Origin of the sequence: Micromonospora sp. NPDC050495 (assembly GCF_040655175.1) — a bacterium.
Taxonomy (GTDB): Bacteria; Actinomycetota; Actinomycetes; order Mycobacteriales; family Micromonosporaceae; genus Micromonospora.
The window spans coordinates 181,281-199,084 of sequence record NZ_JBFAJK010000006.1; the positions used below are offsets into that span (position 1 = coordinate 181,281).

A 17,804-nucleotide genomic window follows, 5' to 3' on the forward strand; every position below is an offset into this window, starting at 1 on the left:
ATGGAATTCCGACACCTAGGCCGTTCCGGCCTGATGGTCAGCGAGATCTCGTACGGCAACTGGATCACCCACGGTTCGCAGGTCGAGGAGGACGCGGCGACCGCCTGCGTGCGGGCCGCCCTGGAGACCGGCATCACCACCTTCGACACCGCCGACGTCTACGCCGGCACGAGGGCCGAGGAGGTGCTCGGTCGCGCGCTGAAGGGCGAGCGGCGCGAGGGGCTGGAGATCTTCACCAAGGTGTACTGGCCGACCGGGCCGGGCCGCAACGACCGCGGCCTGTCCCGCAAGCACATCATGGAGTCGATCAACGGCTCGCTGCGCCGGCTGCAGACCGACTACGTGGACCTCTACCAGGCCCACCGCTACGACTACAGCACCCCGCTCGAGGAGACGATGGAGGCGTTCGCCGACGTCGTGCACTCCGGCAAGGCACACTACATCGGCGTCTCCGAGTGGCGGGCCTCGCAGCTCCGCGAGGCCCACGCGCTCGCCCGCGAGCTGCGCATCCCGCTGGTCTCCAACCAGCCGCAGTACTCGATGCTGTGGCGGGTCATCGAGACGGAGGTGATCCCGACCAGCGAGGAGCTGGGCGTCGGCCAGATCGTCTGGTCGCCGATGGCCCAGGGCGTGCTCTCCGGCAAGTACCTGCCGGGCCAGCCGCCGCCGGCCGGCTCCCGGGCCACCGACGAGAAGTCGGGCGCGAACTTCATCGCCCGGTTCCTGACCGACGAGGTGCTCACCCGGGTGCAGCGGCTCAAGCCCCTCGCCGAGCAGGCCGGGCTGAGCATGCCGCAGCTCGCCATCGCCTGGGTGCTGCAGAACCCGAACGTCTCCTCGGCGATCATCGGGGCGTCCCGGCCCGAGCAGGTGCACGACAACGTGAAGGCGGCCGGCGTGAAGCTCGACGCCGACCTGCTCAAGGCCATCGACGAGATCGTCGAGCCGATCACCGAGCGGGACCCGGCCAAGACCGAGAGCCCGGCGCAGCGTCCGTGACGCTCTCCCCGGGCCGGCGCGGCCACCGCGCCGGCCCGGGCCCTGCCGGGGGTACGCGCATCCCGGGCCGACCGCCGCGCCGCGGCGGCTCCCGCCGGCCGGTCAGCCCTGCCAGAAGCGGATCAGGTCCAGCCCGACGACGTAGAGGCCGGGCGGCAGCCCCAGCGCGTCGCCCACGGTGAACACCGCCGAGAAGAACCACCCGCCGATCCGCGGGCTCCACAGCAGCGCGAAGAGCAGCAGGAAGCCGTACGGGGCGAACAGGTCGTACATCCGCCGGTAGTTGGGGCTCAGCCAGGGCTGGATCATGTTGCCGCCGTCCAGGCCCGGCACCGGCAGCAGGTTGAGCGCGCTGGCGGTGAGCTGGAGGAACGCCAGCAGCCCCAGCCCGGCCCAGAACTCGATCGGCCCGCCGGTGCCGAAGCCGACCCGCAGCGCCACGACCAGCAGCAGGGTGAACAGCACGTTGGTGGCCGGCCCGGCCAGGCTGACCAGGGTGTGCCGCAGCCGGCCGGGGATCGCGTGCCGGTCCACCCAGACCGCGCCGCCGGGCAGGCCGATGCCGCCGAGCAGCACCACGACCACCGGCAGCACGATCGACAGCAGCGGGTTGGTGTACTTGACCGGGTTGAGCGTCAGGTAGCCGCGGTGCGCGATGTCCCGGTCGCCGGCCCGGTAGGCGACCACCGCGTGCGCGTACTCGTGCAGGCAGAGCGAGACCAGCCAGCCGGAGACCACGAAGAGGAAGACGTCGAACCGGACGTTGCCGAACCGCTGCCAGGTCATCACCCCGCTGGCCACGAAGAGCGCGACCAGGGCGAGGAAGACCGGGCTGGGCCGGAAGGCCGCCCGGGGCACCCCGAGCACCAGCGGGTCGCCGGGGCGGTCGTAGCCGGTCATTCGGCCGGCGGCAGCAGGCTCATCCGGTATTCCACCCGGTCGTCCTCGACGAGCGCGACGGAGGTGACGCCGGACGCCGCGAGCTCCCGCCAGGCCTGGCCGATCCACGACTCGGCATCCGCCTGGCTGCCGAACGACTCGGCCGGCCCGTCGACCGACTCGCGGTTCTCGCCCTCGTACCGCCAGCTCCACGCCATGCCGCGTCTCCCCTCGCCGCCGTCGTCCCCCTGGGACGCCAATGCCCCGCAAGCGTAGTCGGCTCGGCGGGTGACGGCCCCGGCGGCCACATGGATCATGTGCCCGCGCGCCGGTCGGTACGGTGGCCCGGTGCTGACTGAAGGAGTCATGCTCAGCGAGCGGTACCGGCTGAGCGAACGGATCGCGACCGGCGGCATGGGCGCCGTCTGGCGGTGCACCGACACCCTGCTCGGCCGGGAGGTCGCGGTGAAGGTGCTGCTGCCCTCGCTCGTCGCCGACCCGGAGTTCACCACCCGGTTCCGCGCCGAGGCCCGGATGCTGGCCGCGGTGCGCCACCCCGGCATCGTGCAGGTGCACGACTTCGGCTCGGCCGCGCTGGCCGACGGCAGCCAGGTCAGCTACCTGGTGATGGAGTACGTCGACGGGGAACCGCTGGTCACCTGGATCCGCCGGGCCGGCCGGCTCGACCCGGCCTCGACCATGTCGGTGGTGGCGCAGGCGGCCCACGCGCTGCACACCGCGCATCTCGCCGGGATCGTGCATCGCGACGTGAAGCCGGGCAACCTGCTGGTCAAGCGGGACGGCACGGTGGTGCTGGTCGACTTCGGCATCGCCCGGGCCCGCAGCATGGCCGGGATCACCGCCGCGCACACCGTGCTCGGCACCGCCTCGTTCATGTCCCCGGAGCAGGCCACCGGCCAGCCCGTCTCGGCCGCCACCGACGTGTACGCGCTCGGCGCGGTCGCGTACTTCTGCCTGGCCGGCCGGCCGCCGTTCGAGGGTGACAACCCGCTCCAGGTGGCCATGCGGCACGCCCAGGACGAGCCGCCGCCGCTGCCCGCGGGGACGCCACCGGCGGTGGTCGAGGTGGTCCGGCGGGCGCTGGCGAAGAGCGCCGCGGAGCGCCACCCGAGCGGGCTGGCCCTGGCCGAGGCGGCCCAGGACGCCCGGGACGCCACCCTGGCCCGGCTCCCCGTGCCGCCCCGCCCACCGTGGGCGGTGGCCGGTCCGGCCGTGCCCGGGCCCGCCGCGCTCCCCACGCCGGCCGTCCCCGGCCCGATCGCCCCGGCCCCGACCGCGGGCGCGCTGGCCGACGGCCACGTCCCGCACGCCGTCGACCCGGCCGGCGGCACGCGGCCGGGCCCCGGTCCGAGCGCAGGCCCTCCGCCGGGCCTCGTCCCCACCGCGGACCCTCAACAGGTCGTCGGCCCGCCCGCGGGCCCCCTGCTGGGTTTCGGCCCGGGCGCGGGCCCGGCGGCCGACGGTGGCACCGGTTCCGGCCGGGCTGCGGGCGGTGCCCCGCAGGGCTTCGCGCCCGGCGGCGCCCCGGGCCGGTTCGTGCCCGGCCGGGCCGCCCCGGGCGGGGCGGTCGGTGGCTTCGGCGAGCCGCCCGGCTCACCGGCCGGCGGCCCGCCCGGTCCGGCCTGGGCGGTCGGCGCCGCGGGTCCGCGTCCCGGCGGGTACGGGTCGGCCGAGGAGCGGCACGCCGGCTCCGGGGTGCCGCCGACGCTGGAGGGGCCGACCGGTGGCGGGAGGGGGCGTGGCCGGCTGCTCGCCCTGGCAGGGGCGGCCGCCGTGGTCCTCGTCGCGGTGCTGACCGCCGTGGCCGTGACCACGCTGCGGTCCCCGGACGGCCCGGATCGGCGGCCGGCCACCCTGGCCGGCGAGTCCGCGCTCGCCGATCCGGCCGGTTCCGGCCCGCCGGCCGCCGGGGCCGCCACGCCCGGGCACAGCGGCCGGCCCGGCCGGTCGCCGTCGGCCACGCCGAGCCGCCCGGTGGCGACCGGCGGCCCGTCGGCCGGCGCGCCGGCCCCGACCGGGAGCGGTCCGGGCGCGCCGGCGCCGACGAGCGCCTCGGCGGCGGCCGAGCAGCCCAACCCGTACACGGCCCGGCAGGTGTGCGGCAGCGGCTTCCAGGTCGTCGACTCGGCGACGCTGACCGCGAACGGGGTCCGCACGGGCCGGGTCTACCTGCTCTACAACAGCGCCACCGGGGCGAACTGCGCGGTCACCCTCAAGGACACCGGCGTCGGCCGGGCCACCGCCGTCTCGGTCCACCTGGAGGTGCAGGGGAAGGCCCGGCAGGCCGACAGCGGGGCGTTCAAGTACTACGCCGGGCCGCTGCGGACCAGCGCCGCCGGGGTCTGCGTGAAGTGGGGCGGCTCGGCCGGCGGGGCCAGCTACGGCAGCCCGTTCGAGCACTGCGGTTGAGCCGGCCGGGCCGGCGGGCGGTGAACGGCCCGTCGGCTCTAAGGTACGGGCATGTCCGTTGACGGGTGGAACACACTCCTGGTGCTCGGCGGTATCCGGTCCGGCAAGTCCGAGTTCGCGGAGTCGCTGGTCGCCGACGCGCCCACGGTCCGGTACGTGGCCACCGCTCCCGAAGGGGACCCGGAGGACACCGAGTGGGCGGCCCGCCTGGCGGTGCACCGGGCCCGCCGGCCGGGCAGCTGGACCAGCGAGGAGACCGCCGCGGATCCGGGCCGGCTGGCCGCCCTGATCGCGGCGGCCGGGCCGAACGACACGCTGCTCGTCGACGACCTGGGCGGCTGGGTGACCGTGCTGCTCGATCCGGCGCACCAGCCCGCCGACGACACCGCCACCATCGCCGAGCTGGCCGCGGCGGTACGCGCCAGCGCCGCCCGGCTGGTCCTGGTCAGCCCCGAGGTGGGGCTGTCCCTGGTGCCGACCACCCCGCTGGGGCGGGCGTTCGTCGACGCGCTCGGCGCGACCAACCGCGCGGTCGCCGAGGCCTGCGACGCGGTCGTGCTCGTGGTGGCCGGCCAGCCCACCCGGTTGAAGCCGGCCGAGGCGGCGCTGCCCACCGTGCTGGCGCAGGCCGGCTCCGGTCCGGCGGGCACCCCGCCGGCGGCCCCAGCGGTGGCCACGGCGGCCACCATGGCGACGGCCGCCGCGCCGGTGACCGGTGGCGCGGCCGAGGCCGAGGCCACGCTGCCCGAGGTGTTCACCCCGGCTGTGCCGCCCGCGCCGGCCGCCGATCCGGCCACGGCGGGGGCCGCCTGGGCGGCACCGACCATGGCGCTGCCGATGGTCGCCACCGGGCTGGTCATCCAGCCGGGCATGGAGCTGCCCATGCCCGACGACTACGCCGGGCCGCAGGCCGTCGACCGGCTGGCCACCCTGGACCTGCCCGGCGCCGGCCTCGGGGTGCTGGAACGGGTGGTCGGCTTCGCCGCCGCCACCCAGGGCACCACCGTCCCCGCGCCCTGGGCGTCGGTGCGCGTGCTGCTGCTGCACGGCGACCACGCGGGCGGGGCGTCGGCCGGCGCGACCCCGGGCGGGTCGGCCCGCCGGGCCCGGCAGGCGCGCGCCGGCAAGGGCCCGCTGGCCCGGCTCGCGGCCGAGAACGGCGCGAGCCTCCAGGTGGTCGAGGCGCCCGCCTCCGCCGCCATCGAGGACGGCCCGGCGCTCACCCTGGACCAGGTCGAGTCGGCCCTGCGCTACGGCTGGCGGCTGGCCGAGCAGGCCGCCGACGCGGGCGTACAACTGCTGGTGCTGGCCGCCTGCGGCGCCGGCACCGAGACGGCGGCCGCGGCGGTGCTGGCGGCCACGGCCGGGGCCGAGCCCCCGGCGGTGCTGGGCCGGGTGGTGACCGAGCACGGCGAGATCGACGACGCGGCCTGGATGGTCCGCTGCGCGGCGGTCCGGGACGCCCTGCACCGCACCCGGCGCGCCCCGCGCGAGGCCAGGGACATCCTCGCCGAGCTGGGCGGCGGCGACGTGGCGGTGGCCACCGGCGTGCTGCTCGGCGCGACCGCCCGGCGGATCCCCGTGCTGCTCGACGGCCCGGTCGGGGTGGCGGCCGGCATGGTCAGCCGGGACCTGGCCGGGCAGGCCCGGCACTGGTGCCTGCTGCCCGACCACGGCGGCCAGCCGGCGGTCCGGCTCGCCGCCGACGTGCTCGGCCTGACCCCGCTGGTCGACCTGCGGCTCGACCTGGGCGAGGGGGCCACCGCGCTGGCCACGCTGCCGCTGCTGCGCTCGGCGCTGGCGCTCGCCGCCAACCTGCCGGTGCACCCGTCACTGAGCGGCGAGGATGACGACGAGGAGTTCACCGAGCCCGAGCCGGCGGGTCCCGGCCCGACCAGCACGGAACCGGACTTCACCGAACCCGAGCCCGCCGGACCGGGCCCCACCAGCACCGAACCGGACTTCACCGGGCCCACACCCGCCGGTAGCGGCCCGACCGGCACCGGAGGGGACTTCACCGAGCCGGAGCCCGCCGGTCCCGGGCCGACCACCGCCGGGCCGGACCAGCCGGTCTTCCCCGGCCCGCGTGCCGACTGAGTCGCGGCTCGGCGCGGGGCTCCGGCTGGCGCTCACCACCTTCACCACGCTGCCGGTGCGCGCCGGCCGGATCGACCGGGCGGTGGCGGGCACCGCCATGGGGCTCGCCCCGGCGGTCGGGGCGCTGCTCGGCGCGGTGCTCGGCGCCGTCCTGCTGCTCGCCGGCACGCTCGCTCCCCCGCTGGTCGCCGCCGGGGTGACCGTCGGGCTCGGCGCGCTGCTCACCCGGGGGCTGCACCTGGACGGGCTGGCCGACACCGTGGACGCGCTGGGGTCGTACCGGCGCGGCGCGGCCGCGCTGGAGATCATGAAGAAGCCGGACGTCGGCCCGTTCGGGGTGGTCGCGCTGGTGGTCGTACTCCTGCTGCAGACCGCGGTGCTCGCGGAGCTGGCCGGGCGGGCGGCGCCGGCCGCGCTCGCGGCGCTGGTGGCCGCCACCGCGGCCGGCCGGCTCGGCGTCGGCCTGGCCTGCCGGCGGGGGGTGCCGGCCGCCCGGCCGGACGGGCTGGGCGCGCTGGTGGCCGGCACGGTGGGGCCGGTCCCGCTGGTGGCCGGCGCGGCGGCCGTCGCGCTGCTGGCCGTGCCGACGGTGCCGGGCCGCCCGTGGCAGGGTCCGGTCGCCGTCCTGGCCGCGCTCGCCGTCGCGGCGGGGCTGCTGCGGCACGCGGTACGCCGGCTCGGCGGGATCACCGGTGACGTGCTGGGCGCCACCGTGGAGATCGTCACCACGCTGTCCTACCTGGGACTGGTGCTGTCCGGCTGAGCGTCCCCCGTCCGGCCGGGTAGCGTTCTCAGGCGAGGTGCGACGGCGCGGTCGAGGGGGACGGCATGCTCATCACGGACGACTTCCTGCCCGTACCGGTCCCGGAGTCGCTGGACGCGACCTACCTGGTGCCGATCACCGGGCTGCCCAAGGTCAGCCCGAAGACCGCGGTGGAAGGGCTCGCCGGGCGGCTCGCCGAGCCGGTGCACGGGCTGGCGAAGCAAATGCTGGACAGCCCGCTGATGACCGTGGACACCCGGCCGATCAGCGAGTTCCCCGAGCTGCCGCCGGACCTGCTCACCGCGTTCGGCGCCACCGAGGCGCAACTGGCCCGGCTGGCCGCCGCCACGCACCTGGTGGTGGTGCAGGCCGAGTACCGGCCGGGCTGGCCGCCGGCGCACGAGTGGGCGGCCCGGGCGGTGGCCGCGGCGGTCGCCGAGACGGTCGACGGGGACGTGGTGGACGTCTTCGGGTTGCAGTTCCTCGACCCGGCGGCGGCGCTGCGTTCGCTGCCCGACGCCGAGGGCCGGATCCGGCTGGTCGACTGGGTGCTGGTGCCGTACTCGTCGGACGCCGACGGGCTGTGGTTCACCACCAAGGGGCTGCGCCGGTTCGGGCTGCTGGAGTTGCAGGCCCAGGGGGTGCCGGACCATCTCACCCGGGCGTGGGGCGCGGTGATGACCGGGGCCGCCCGCCGGCTGCTGCGGGACTGGACCGAAGGGCTGGCCGGTGCGGAGGTGCCGGCGTTCGTGCAGCTGCCGGTGCTGGCCACGGTGACCGGGCACGACATCGCGGTGGCGTACGGCAACCCGGAGCAGCACGGGGCGACCGCGCCGGTGCTGCTGGCCCTGGAGCTGGACCCGGCGACGGACCCGGACGCCGACTCGTTCCTCACCCTGCGCCCGCCGCCGGGGCACCCGGGACCGGCCGGCCGCTACTTCGCGGCGGCCTGCGCGACCCTGTTCAACGGCATCCAGCCTGACGTCCGGTACGCCCGACCCGGCGACGCGATGAGCAAGGCGATCGCCACCGCCCGGGCCGGGCTGGGTGACATCCGGGCCCGCTTCCTCGCCGGCGGGCTCCCCGCAGAGAGCCAGCTGGTGGTCAAGTACGGCCTGCCCGGCGACGACGGCCCCGAGTACGTCTGGGCCGGGGTGACCTCGTGGGACGCCCCGGAACGGATCGTCGGCGCCAGCGCCAGCGACGCCAGCAGCGACCCGACCGTCCGCATCGGCGCCCCGGTGGTGGTGGAGGCCGCCGACGTCGTCGACTGGGCGGTCCTCGACGGGACGGGCGTCATCGAGGGCGGCTGGACCCAGGCCGTCCTCGACGCCGGCGAGCGCCCCGCCACCGACTGACCGGGCTCAGGGCTCGATCGGGGTGCCGGTCCGGGCGGCCCGGGCCAGGCCCCAGGCGTGCAGCGCCGCCAGCACCGGGACGAGGCTGCGTCCCTCCTCGGTGAGGTGGTACTCGACGTGCGGGGCCTTCGGGGTGCCGAGGTCGCGCCGGGCGACCAGGCCCTCCGCCGCCAGCTCGCGCAGCCGCTGGGCGAGCATCTTCTCACTGACGTCCGGCATCCGTCGGCGCAGTTCGCCGTAGCGGTGCACGCCCTCCTTGAGGTGGGCGAGGATCACCGGCCGCCACCGGCCGCCGAGCACGTCGACGGCCACCTCCACCGCGCAGTGGTAGCGCCTCGGCACGCGATCCCCCTACTCACCGGAAAGTGCGTACTTGAACCCGCGCCGGCCCGGGTGTGGGCTGGTGGGCATGATCGTTGAGTACATCAGGTACCGGGTGCCGGTCGAGCGGCAGGCGGAGTTCGTCCCGGCGTACGGCCGGGCCGCGAAGGCGCTGGACGCCGCACCCGAGTGCGTCGACTACGAGCTGAGCCGCTGCGTCGAGGACCCGGCCGCGTACGTCCTGCGGATCCGTTGGACGTCGGCCGAGGACCACCTCCGGGGCTTCCGCACCGGCCCGCACTTCCCCGGGTTCTTCCGCGAGATCCGCCCCTACGTCCACGACATCGAGGAAATGCGGCACTACACCGCGACGGAGGTCGCCAGCACGGACTGACAACTGTCGATCAGGAGGTTGGCGGCGGTGGCAATCTCGCCGGGCGCCGCCAACTTCATGATCGACGCGTGGGCCGCCGTCAGCGGACCGAGGGCTCCACGAAGGGTGGGCGGGTCAGGCGCATCTGGGCGCGACGACCGCGGATGTCGACCTCCAGCGTCTCGCCGTCGGCGAGCTTCGGGTCGGTGTCGATCAGGGCCAGGGCGATGCCCTGCTTCAGGGTGGGGCTGAAGGTGCCGCTGGTGATCGTGCCGGCCTGCTTGTCGCCGGCGTACACGGCCATCCCGGGGCGCGGGATGGCCCGGTCGACCGCCACCAGGCCGCGCAGCGTACGGGCGGGGCCGGCGGCCTTCTCGGCGAGCAGCGCGTCCCGGCCCCAGAACGCCGGCTTGTCCCAGCCCACCGCCCAGCTGGAGCGGCCCTGCAGCGGGGTGATCTCCAGCGACAGGTCCTGCCCGTGCAGCGGGTAGCCCATCTCGGTGCGCAGGGTGTCCCGGGCGGCCAGGCCGCAGGCCCGCAGCTCGTACGCGGCGCCGGCGGCGAAGAGCGCGTCCCAGACGGCGGGGGCGTGCTCGGCCGGGACGACCAGCTCGTAGCCGAGTTCGCCGGTGTAGCCGGTGCGGCACACGGTCAGCTCGGCGCCGTCCAGCGAGGCGGTCGAGAAGCTCATGTAGTCGTGCCCGGTGGGCAGGCCGAGCGCGCCGAGCAGCTCCGCCGAGCGCGGCCCCTGCACCGCGAGCACCGCGTACGCCTCGTGCTCGTCGGTGACCAGCACCCCGGCCGGGGCGGCGGCGCGCAGCCGGCGCACCACCTCGGCCGTGTTCGCCGCGTTCGGGACGAGGAAGACGTGGTCGTCGGCGTGCAGGTAGGCGATGATGTCGTCCACCACGCCGCCGGTGGCCTGGTCGCAGCAGAGCGTGTACTGCGCCTGGCCGGGCCCGATCCGGCGCAGGTCGTTGCTGAGGCAGGCGTTGACGAAGTCCGCGGCGCCCGGCCCGGAGATCCGCGCCTTGCCCAGGTGCGAGACGTCGAAGACACCCACCCCGGTACGCACCGCCGTGTGCTCCTTGAGCACGCCGCCACCGGCGTACTCCAGGGGCATCTCCCAGCCCCCGAACGGGGCGAACTTGGCGCCGAGCGCGGTGTGCCGCTCGTGCAGGGGGGAACGGCGCAGCCGGGTCGCGGCGGCGTCGGAGGTCACCTCGGTCATGGGTGGCAACTTACCGTCACCAGCTGGCCTGGTTAGCATCGGCGGGACCCCCGCCTGCACCCATCGGCGGGACAGCCACTGCTCCGACGGGTAGGTTGCCGCCGGAGACCTTCATCGCCGGCACGCCACGACGCGGCCGGCCCGGCCCGCCCGGAGTAGCTTTCGTGACATCGCCTCGCACCACCCTCAGCCTGGTCGACACCGACCCCGCCGAACTCGCCGTCGACGCGATCGTGATCGGCGTGCACAGCCAGACCACCGAGCAGGAGGCCGGCTCACCCGCCGGCGCCCTGCTGCTGGCCAGCGGCGCCGAGAGCATCGCCGCCGCGTTCGACGGCAAGCTGACCGCGACCCTCGCCCTGCTCGGCGCGACCGGCGGCGCCGGCGAGGTGATCAAGCTGGCCACGCTGGGCACGATCACCGCCCCGGTGGTCGCCGCCGTCGGCCTCGGCCCGGAGCCGTCCGGCGCCGCCCCCGCCCCGGAGACCCTGCGCCGGGCCGCCGGCGCGGCGGTCCGCGCCCTGGCCGGCGCGTCCCGCGTCGCGCTGGCCCTGCCGCTGCCCGACGACGCCGACGCCCCGGCCGCGCTGCGCGCGGTGGCCGAGGGCGCGCTGCTGGGCGGTTACCGGTTCGCCGGTTACAAGACCAGGCCGCAGCCGGCCCGCCGGGAGCCGGTGGCCGAGGTGCTGGTGGCCGTGCCGGACGCCGGCGAGGCGACCGCCCGGGCCGAGGTCACCCGGGCGCTGGCGGTCACCGGCGCGGTGCTGACCAGCCGGGACTGGGTCAACACCGCCCCGAACGAGCTGCGCCCGCCGGCGTTCGCCGACGCCGTGGCCGCCGCCGCCCGCGAGGCCGGCCTCGGCGTCGAGGTGCTCGACGAGGCGGCGCTGCGCGAGGGCGGGTACGGCGGCATCGTCGCCGTCGGCCAGGGCTCGGAGGCCCCGCCGCGGCTGGTCAAGCTCACCTACACGCCGGAGGGCGGCGGCAGCGGCAAGCGGGTCGCGCTGGTCGGCAAGGGCATCACCTTCGACACCGGCGGCATCTCGATCAAGCCGGCCCAGGGCATGTGGGAGATGAAGTCCGACATGGCGGGCGCGGCGGCGGTCGGCGCGGCCATGCTGGCGGTGGCGGCGCTCAAGCCGTCGGTGGCCGTCACCGGCTACCTGCCGATGGCGGAAAACATGCCGTCGGGCACCAGCTACCGGCCGGGCGACGTGATCAGCATGTACAGCGGCAAGAAGGTGGAGGTGCTCAACACCGACGCCGAGGGCCGGATGATCCTGGCCGACGCCATCGCCCGGGCCTGCGAGGACGGCACGGACTACCTGTTCGAGACCTCCACGCTGACCGGCGGCCAGGTGATCGCGCTGGGCAAGCGGATCGCCGGCGTGATGGGCACCCCGCAGCTGTGCGAGCGGGTCAGGACGGCCGGCGAGGCGACCGGCGAGCCGGCGTGGCCGATGCCGCTGCCGGATGACGTGCGCAAGGGCATGGACTCCGAGGTCGCCGACATCTCGCAGGTCAACGCCGTGATGGACCGGGCCGGCCACATGCTGCAGGGCGGCGTGTTCCTGCGCGAGTTCGTCACCGACGACGTGGCCTGGGCGCACATCGACATCGCCGGGCCGGGCTACCACGCGGGCGAGCCGACCGGCTACTGGACCAAGGGCGGCACCGGCGTGCCGGTCCGCACCCTGCTGCACCTGATCGACGACGTCGCCGCCAACGGCTGACGGCGACCACCGCGACGGGGCGCCCTCCGCGGAGGGCGCCCCGTCGTCGGGGTACGGGTCAGAAGAGTTCCGGGCGCCGCTTGCGGCGCTCGTTGTAGTCGCGCATCCGCTGCGGGTAGCCCATCAGCCGCACGTCGTAGATCGGGATGGCGGTCCGGTGGGCCCAGCGCCGGGCGTCCTCCGGGCTGCCGACCCGCCGCCGGGTCCACTCGCCGTCGTCGGCGATCAGCATGACCGTGGTCTCGGTGACCGTGGTCCGCGGTTCCAGGTACGCCTCGACGCCCCGCCGGGTCCGGACGAAGTTCTCAAGGTGGTCCAGATCGGCGCGATCGGCGGCACGGTCGCGGCTCGTCGCGGCCACCCGCTTGCGTCGTCGGAACAGCGCCACCGGACCCACTCCTCCCCCGGACGTCATCGAAGACGATGCCAAGGGTACGTGCCGGCGACGTGTCGTTGGGCACCTCGGTACGCGCTCGGCCGTCGGTGGTGACAAGATGACCGAGGTGGGGTGTGTCTGTTACTCCGCCGTAACCCCCGATGCAGTGACGCGACCTGGGAGTTGGATGTGAGCGAGCCGAACGACACGACCTTCGACATCGTCATCCTCGGAGGTGGTAGCGGCGGCTACGCGGCGGCGCTGCGTGCCGCCCAGCTGGACCTCTCCGTCGCGCTCATCGAGAAGGGGAAGCTCGGCGGCACCTGCCTGCACAACGGCTGCATCCCCACCAAGGCGCTGCTGCACGCCGCCGAGATCGCCGACCAGACCCGCGAGTCCGAGCAGTTCGGCGTGAAGGCCGAGCTGGTGGGCATCGACATGGCGGCGGTCAACTCGTACAAGGACGGCGTGATCTCCCGCCTCTACAAGGGCCTCCAGGGCCTGGTGGGCAGCAGCAAGAAGATCACCTTCGTGGCCGGCGCCGGCAAGCTGGTCGGCAAGAACGTGGTCGAGGTCGACGGCAAGCGCTACACCGGCCGCAACGTCGTGCTGGCCTCCGGCTCGTACGCCAAGACCCTGCCCGGCCTGGAGATCGACGGCGAGCGGATCATCACCAGCGACCACGCGCTGACCATGGACCGGATCCCGGCCTCGGTGATCGTGCTCGGCGGCGGTGTGATCGGCGTCGAGTTCGCCAGTGTCTGGAAGTCCTTCGGCGTCGACGTGACCATCGTCGAGGCGCTGCCCCGCCTGGTCGCCGCCGAGGACGAGGAGTCGTCGAAGGCGCTGGAGCGGGCGTTCCGCAAGCGGAAGATCAATTTCAAGGTCGGCAAGCCGTTCGAGAAGGTCGAGAAGACCGACAAGGGCGTGAAGCTGACCATTCAGGGCGGCGACGCGGTCGAGGCCGAGCTGCTGCTGGTCGCCGTCGGCCGCGGCCCGAACACCGCCAACCTCGGCTACGAGGAGCAGGGCGTCAAGATGGACCGCGGCTACGTGCTGACCGACGAGCGGCTGCGCACCAGCGTGCCGAACGTCTACGCGGTCGGCGACATCGTGCCCGGCCTCCAGCTCGCGCACCGCGGCTTCCAGCAGGGCATCTTCGTCGCCGAGGAGATCGCCGGCCAGAACCCGGCCGTGATCGACGAGGTCGGCATCCCGCGCGTCACCTACTGCGACCCCGAGCTGGCGTCGGTCGGCCTGACCGAGGCGAAGGCCAAGGAGCAGTACGGCGCCGACAAGATCAAGAGCTACAACTACAACCTGGGCGGCAACGGCAAGAGCCAGATCCTCAAGACCACCGGCTTCGTGAAGCTGGTCCGGGTCGAGGACGGCCCGGTGGTCGGCGTGCACATGGTCGGCGCCCGGGTCGGCGAGCTGATCGGCGAGGCGCAGCTCATCTACAACTGGGAGGCCTACCCGGCCGAGGTGGCGCAGCTCGTGCACGCCCACCCGACGCAGACCGAGGCCCTGGGCGAGGCGCACCTGGCCCTGGCCGGCAAGCCGCTGCACTCCCACGCCTGATCACGACAACCGCGGCGTCCGGCGACGGGCGATGATCCCACCAGGGGAATGAAGGAGTCTGGAGAACATGCCGGTATCGGTCACCATGCCCCGGCTCGGCGAGAGCGTCACCGAGGGCACCGTCACGCGCTGGCTCAAGCAGGAGGGCGACACCGTCGAGGTCGACGAGCCGCTGCTTGAGGTCTCCACCGACAAGGTGGACACCGAGATCCCGTCGCCCGCGGCGGGCGTGCTGAGCCGGATCGTGGTCGGCGAGGACGAGACCGCCGAGGTCGGCAGCGAGCTGGCGGTCATCGCCGGTGAGGGCGAGGAGGCCGGCGGGGCCGCCCCGCAGGAGCAGGCCCCGGCCGAGCAGGAGCAGGCCCCGGCGGAGCAGGCCGAGCAGGCCGCCGCCGAGCCGCAGGCGGAGGCGGAGCAGCCGGCCGTCGAGGAGCCCACCCCGGCCGCCGCGCCGTCGGGCGAGGGCACCCCGGTGACCATGCCGGCCCTGGGCGAGAGCGTCACCGAGGGCACGGTGACCCGCTGGCTCAAGCAGGTCGGCGAGACCGTCGAGGTCGACGAGCCGCTGCTGGAGGTCTCCACCGACAAGGTGGACACCGAGATCCCGTCGCCGGTCGCCGGCACGCTGCTGGAGATCAAGGTCCCCGAGGACGAGACCGCCGAGGTCGGCGGCGTGCTGGCGATCGTCGGGGCGGCCGGCGCCGCGCCGGCCCAGCCGCAGGCGCAGCCGAAGCCGGAGCCCAAGGCCGAGCCGAAGCCCGAGCCGAAGCCCGAGCCGAAGCCCGAGCCCAAGCCGGAGCCGAAGGTCGAGGAGCCCACCCCGGGCCTGTCGTACAACGAGCCGGCCGCCGAGGCCGAGCAGGCCGCCCAGCCGGCCAGGGCCGAGCAGGCCGCGACCCCGCCCGCGCCGGCCACCACCGCGCAGCGACCGACCGCCCCGGCCCCGGCCGGTGGCGAGGAGGCCGCCGGCTACGTGACCCCGCTGGTGCGCAAGCTGGCCGCCGAGCACGGGGTAGACCTCTCCTCGCTCAACGGCAGCGGCGTCGGCGGGCGGATCCGCAAGCAGGACGTGCTGGACGCGGCCGAGAAGGCCAGGGCCGCCAAGGCCGCGCCGGCCGCCCAGCCGGCCCCGGCCGCCGGGGCGCCCGCCCCGGCCAAGCCGGCCGCGAAGCCGCAGCCGAGCGGCAAGCGGGGCACGGTCGAGAAGCTGCCCCGGATCCGCAAGGCCATCGCCACCCGGATGCACGAGTCGCTGCACGAGATGGCGCAGCTGACCACGGTGATCGAGGTGGACGTCACCCGGATCGCCAAGCTGCGGGCCCAGGCGAAGGACTCCTTCCAGCAGCGGCACGGCGTGAAGCTGTCCTTCCTGCCGTTCTTCGCCCTGGCCGCCATCGAGGCGCTGCAGACGTACCCGATCCTCAACGCCCAGCTGGACCTGGCGGGCGGGACGATCACCTACCCGGAGGCCGAGCACCTCGGCATCGCCGTGGACACCGAGCGCGGCCTGCTCGTGCCGGTCATCCACAACGCCGGTGACCTCAACCTGGGCGGGATCGCCAAGCGGGTGGCCGACCTGGCCGAGCGCACCCGGACCAACAAGATCAGCCCGGACGAGATCGCCGGCGCGACCTTCACGCTGACCAACACCGGCAGCCGGGGCGCGCTCTTCGACACCCCGATCGTGCCGTCGCCGCAGTCGGCGATGCTCGGCACGGGTGCCGTGGTGAAGCGCCCGGTCGTGGTCAACGACCCGGAGCTGGGCGAGGTCGTCGCGGTCCGCTCGATGGTCTACCTGGCCCTGTCGTACGACCACCGGCTGATCGACGGCGCGGACGCGGCCCGCTTCCTGGTCGCGGTCAAGGAGCGGCTGGAGGCCGGCAACTTCGAGGCCGAACTGGGGCTCTGACCCCCGGACGGCAGAAGGGGCGCGCGGCGGAAGCCGCGCGCCCCTTCGTCGTTTCCGGGTCAGCCGCGCAGGTGCTCCGCGGAGACCGCCCAGAGCCGCTCGGCGGCCGCCGGGTCCCGCGCGTACGGGGCGTACCCGGTGCGGGTGCCCGGCTGGTTCGGCCCGGCCTCCTGGCAGTCCTCGAAGTACCGGCCGCCGACGCCGGCGACCAGCGGCGAGGCGGCGACCAGCACCGAGGTGGCCGCACCCTGCTCGGGGTTCTTCCAGTACGCCGCGCCGCCGCCGCTCTGGGTCCGCATCCGGTCGAGTTCCTCCTCACTGATGTAGCGCTGGAGGTTGGTCCGGATCGCGCCCGGCATGAGGGCGTTGGTGTAGATGCCGTCGTCCGCCCAGCGCCGGGTGGCCTCCACCGCGAAGAGCACGTTCGCGGTCTTCGACTGGCCGTACGCCTGCCACGGGTCGTACGGCCGCTGCCGGAAGTGGATGTCCTCGAAGACCACCGGCGAGCGCAGGTGGGCCGCCGAGCTGACCGAGACGATCCGCGCGCCCTCGGCCGCGGCGAGGGCCGGGTGCAGCCCGGTGGCCAGCGCGAAGTGCCCGAGGTGGTTGGTCGCGAACTGCATCTCCCAGCCCTGTTCGGTGCGCAGTTCGGGCGAGGCCATGATGCCGGCGTTGTTGACCAGCATGTGCAGCGGCCCGTCCCAGGTGCGGACGAAGGCGGCCACCGAGGCGAGGTCGGCCAGGTCGAGCGGGGCGACCAGGACGCGGTCGTTGCCGGTGCTGCCGGTGATGTCGGCGGCGGCGCGTTGGCCGGCCTCGGTGTTGCGGACCGCGAGGGTGACGTCGGCCCCGGCGGCGGCGAGCGCGCGGGCGGTTTCGACGCCGATACCGGAAGCGCCGCCGGTGACGACGGCCCGCCGGCCGGTCAGGTCGAGGTCGCGGACCACCTCCAGGGCGGTCGTCTCGCGGGAGAACGGGGTGCTGACGGGTGTGCTGGTGGTCATGATCCATCCTTGTCGGCGGCGGCACGGACCGATCGTCCGAGCGCTACGATGAGAAGCGGAGGATCCTCCGTTACTCCGACCTTAACCGGAGGTTCCTCCGGTTGCCAAACCCGGCCGGGCCCGCGCCCCCGGTCGAGCCGAGGAGGGAACGTGCCCGACCGCCCGCTGCGCGCCGACGCGCTACGCAACCGGCAACGCCTGCTGGACGCCGCGGTCCGCACGTTTTCCCAGGCCGGCGCCGAGGTAACGCTGGACCGCATCGCCAAGGAAGCCGGCGTCGGCATCGGCACCCTCTACCGCCACTTCCCCACCCGGGAGGCGCTGATCGAGGCGGCCTACCGCAACGAGTTGGCGAAGCTCTGCGACGGCGTCCCGGAACTGCTCGCGAGCCGACCCGCCGAGGAGGCGGTACGCGCCTGGATGGACCGGTTCGTCGACTACCTCGCCACCAAGCGCGGCATGGCCGACGCGCTGCGGCTGGCCATCGCCTCCGGCGCCAACCCGTACGCGCACAGCCGGGACCGGCTGCTCGCGGCGCTGGGTGACCTGCTGGCGGCCGGCGCCGCCGCGGGCACCGTACGCGCCGACGTGGCCCCCGCCGATGTCCTCGCCGGGCTGAGCGGCGTCTCCCTGGTGGCCGGCGAGCCGGAGCAGCGCGCCCAGGCCGGTCGCCTGCTCGACCTGCTCATGGACGGGCTGCGCCGCCGCCCGGGCTGAACCCAATCCGACCCGCCGCCGACCTGCCGCTGA

The 17,804-nt window shown here is 75.1% G+C and carries 15 protein-coding genes and 1 pseudogene; 10 read left to right on the forward strand and 6 right to left on the reverse strand.

Features of this window, described 5'->3' with window-relative positions; genetic code table 11:
• Positions 1 to 999: an aldo/keto reductase family protein gene (locus tag AB0I11_RS10075; RefSeq protein ID WP_357316410.1), complete on the forward strand. Its 999-nt coding sequence runs from the start codon at positions 1 to 3 to the stop codon at positions 997 to 999.
• A 102-nt stretch (positions 1,000 to 1,101) separates the two neighbouring features.
• Here the strand turns inward: AB0I11_RS10075 and AB0I11_RS10080 are convergent, their stop codons facing one another.
• Positions 1,102 to 1,899, reverse strand: a complete 798-nt coding sequence (locus AB0I11_RS10080; RefSeq protein WP_357316412.1) for a site-2 protease family protein — start codon at positions 1,897 to 1,899, stop codon at positions 1,102 to 1,104.
• Complete coding sequence (locus tag AB0I11_RS10085) at positions 1,896 to 2,096, reverse strand: hypothetical protein (protein WP_046564471.1); 201 nt, start codon at positions 2,094 to 2,096, stop codon at positions 1,896 to 1,898. Before AB0I11_RS10085 ends, AB0I11_RS10080 begins: the two co-directional genes overlap by 4 nt.
• Positions 2,097 to 2,226: 130 nt before the next feature.
• On the opposite strand from AB0I11_RS10085, the pseudogene AB0I11_RS10090 reads away from it, so the two are divergent.
• The 4 genes and pseudogenes from AB0I11_RS10090 to AB0I11_RS10105 all read left to right on the forward strand — a co-directional run.
• Positions 2,227 to 3,045 (forward strand): annotated as a pseudogene (locus AB0I11_RS10090) (serine/threonine-protein kinase); the annotation flags it as partial.
• Between the two features lie 1,314 nt (positions 3,046 to 4,359).
• Positions 4,360 to 6,405 (forward strand): bifunctional adenosylcobinamide kinase/adenosylcobinamide-phosphate guanylyltransferase, encoded by a 2,046-nt coding sequence (locus AB0I11_RS10095; protein WP_357316416.1) that lies wholly within the window; start codon positions 4,360 to 4,362, stop codon positions 6,403 to 6,405.
• Positions 6,395 to 7,168 (forward strand): adenosylcobinamide-GDP ribazoletransferase, encoded by a 774-nt coding sequence (gene cobS, locus AB0I11_RS10100; RefSeq protein ID WP_357316420.1) that lies wholly within the window; start codon positions 6,395 to 6,397, stop codon positions 7,166 to 7,168. The genes AB0I11_RS10095 and cobS overlap by 11 nt, the downstream gene beginning before the upstream one ends.
• Positions 7,169 to 7,233: 65 nt before the next feature.
• The gene (locus AB0I11_RS10105; protein WP_357316423.1) at positions 7,234 to 8,526 is read left to right on the forward strand and encodes a DUF2314 domain-containing protein; all 1,293 of its coding nucleotides are present in this window, start codon (positions 7,234 to 7,236) and stop codon (positions 8,524 to 8,526) included.
• Positions 8,527 to 8,532: 6 nt separating this feature from the next.
• Here AB0I11_RS10105 and AB0I11_RS10110 read toward each other — a convergent pair whose 3' ends face one another.
• Positions 8,533 to 8,868, reverse strand: a complete 336-nt coding sequence (locus tag AB0I11_RS10110) for a helix-turn-helix domain-containing protein (protein WP_357316426.1) — start codon at positions 8,866 to 8,868, stop codon at positions 8,533 to 8,535.
• Between the two features lie 67 nt (positions 8,869 to 8,935).
• Between AB0I11_RS10110 and AB0I11_RS10115 the strand changes: the two genes are divergently transcribed.
• Positions 8,936 to 9,241 carry an antibiotic biosynthesis monooxygenase family protein gene (locus tag AB0I11_RS10115; RefSeq protein ID WP_357316429.1) on the forward strand — a complete coding sequence of 102 codons (306 nt, stop codon included), beginning with the start codon at positions 8,936 to 8,938 and terminating at the stop codon, positions 9,239 to 9,241.
• A 79-nt stretch (positions 9,242 to 9,320) separates the two neighbouring features.
• Here AB0I11_RS10115 and gcvT read toward each other — a convergent pair whose 3' ends face one another.
• Complete coding sequence (gene gcvT / locus AB0I11_RS10120; protein ID WP_357316432.1) at positions 9,321 to 10,451, reverse strand: glycine cleavage system aminomethyltransferase GcvT; 1,131 nt, start codon at positions 10,449 to 10,451, stop codon at positions 9,321 to 9,323.
• Positions 10,452 to 10,615: 164 nt separating this feature from the next.
• Between gcvT and AB0I11_RS10125 the strand changes: the two genes are divergently transcribed.
• Positions 10,616 to 12,184, forward strand: coding sequence for a leucyl aminopeptidase (locus AB0I11_RS10125; RefSeq protein ID WP_357316435.1), 1,569 nt, complete (start codon positions 10,616 to 10,618; stop codon positions 12,182 to 12,184).
• Between the two features lie 58 nt (positions 12,185 to 12,242).
• On the opposite strand, the gene AB0I11_RS10130 is transcribed toward AB0I11_RS10125, so the two are convergent.
• Positions 12,243 to 12,572 (reverse strand): hypothetical protein, encoded by a 330-nt coding sequence (locus AB0I11_RS10130; RefSeq protein WP_357316438.1) that lies wholly within the window; start codon positions 12,570 to 12,572, stop codon positions 12,243 to 12,245.
• 177 nt (positions 12,573 to 12,749) lie between these two features.
• Here AB0I11_RS10130 and lpdA point away from each other — a divergent pair, with 177 nt between their 5' ends.
• Together lpdA and sucB are read left to right on the forward strand one after the other, a co-directional pair.
• Positions 12,750 to 14,141: a dihydrolipoyl dehydrogenase gene (gene lpdA, locus AB0I11_RS10135; protein WP_357316441.1), complete on the forward strand. Its 1,392-nt coding sequence runs from the start codon at positions 12,750 to 12,752 to the stop codon at positions 14,139 to 14,141.
• A 67-nt stretch (positions 14,142 to 14,208) separates the two neighbouring features.
• Positions 14,209 to 16,050, forward strand: coding sequence for a 2-oxoglutarate dehydrogenase, E2 component, dihydrolipoamide succinyltransferase (gene sucB, locus AB0I11_RS10140; RefSeq protein WP_357316443.1), 1,842 nt, complete (start codon positions 14,209 to 14,211; stop codon positions 16,048 to 16,050).
• Between the two features lie 59 nt (positions 16,051 to 16,109).
• Here the strand turns inward: sucB and AB0I11_RS10145 are convergent, their stop codons facing one another.
• Entirely contained in the window at positions 16,110 to 17,054 is a 945-nt protein-coding gene (locus AB0I11_RS10145; protein WP_357316446.1) for an SDR family NAD(P)-dependent oxidoreductase, read from the reverse strand.
• Between the two features lie 150 nt (positions 17,055 to 17,204).
• Between AB0I11_RS10145 and AB0I11_RS10150 the strand changes: the two genes are divergently transcribed.
• Positions 17,205 to 17,771 (forward strand): helix-turn-helix domain-containing protein, encoded by a 567-nt coding sequence (locus AB0I11_RS10150; RefSeq protein WP_357316449.1) that lies wholly within the window; start codon positions 17,205 to 17,207, stop codon positions 17,769 to 17,771.
• Positions 17,772 to 17,804 lie beyond the last annotated feature (33 nt).

What these genes read in the sequence shown, in the direction of transcription:
- gcvT (WP_357316432.1), bottom strand. Translation starts at nt 10,451, where the DNA reads ATGACCGAGGTGACCTCCGACGCCGCCGCGACCCGGCTGCGCCGTTCC.
- AB0I11_RS10080 (WP_357316412.1), bottom strand. Translation starts at nt 1,899, where the DNA reads ATGACCGGCTACGACCGCCCCGGCGACCCGCTGGTGCTCGGGGTGCCC.
- AB0I11_RS10105 (WP_357316423.1), top strand. Translation starts at nt 7,234, where the DNA reads ATGCTCATCACGGACGACTTCCTGCCCGTACCGGTCCCGGAGTCGCTG.
- AB0I11_RS10075 (WP_357316410.1), top strand. Translation starts at nt 1, where the DNA reads ATGGAATTCCGACACCTAGGCCGTTCCGGCCTGATGGTCAGCGAGATC.
- AB0I11_RS10115 (WP_357316429.1), top strand. Translation starts at nt 8,936, where the DNA reads ATGATCGTTGAGTACATCAGGTACCGGGTGCCGGTCGAGCGGCAGGCG.
- AB0I11_RS10085 (WP_046564471.1), bottom strand. Translation starts at nt 2,096, where the DNA reads ATGGCGTGGAGCTGGCGGTACGAGGGCGAGAACCGCGAGTCGGTCGAC.
- AB0I11_RS10145 (WP_357316446.1), bottom strand. Translation starts at nt 17,054, where the DNA reads ATGACCACCAGCACACCCGTCAGCACCCCGTTCTCCCGCGAGACGACC.
- sucB (WP_357316443.1), top strand. Translation starts at nt 14,209, where the DNA reads ATGCCGGTATCGGTCACCATGCCCCGGCTCGGCGAGAGCGTCACCGAG.
- AB0I11_RS10095 (WP_357316416.1), top strand. Translation starts at nt 4,360, where the DNA reads ATGTCCGTTGACGGGTGGAACACACTCCTGGTGCTCGGCGGTATCCGG.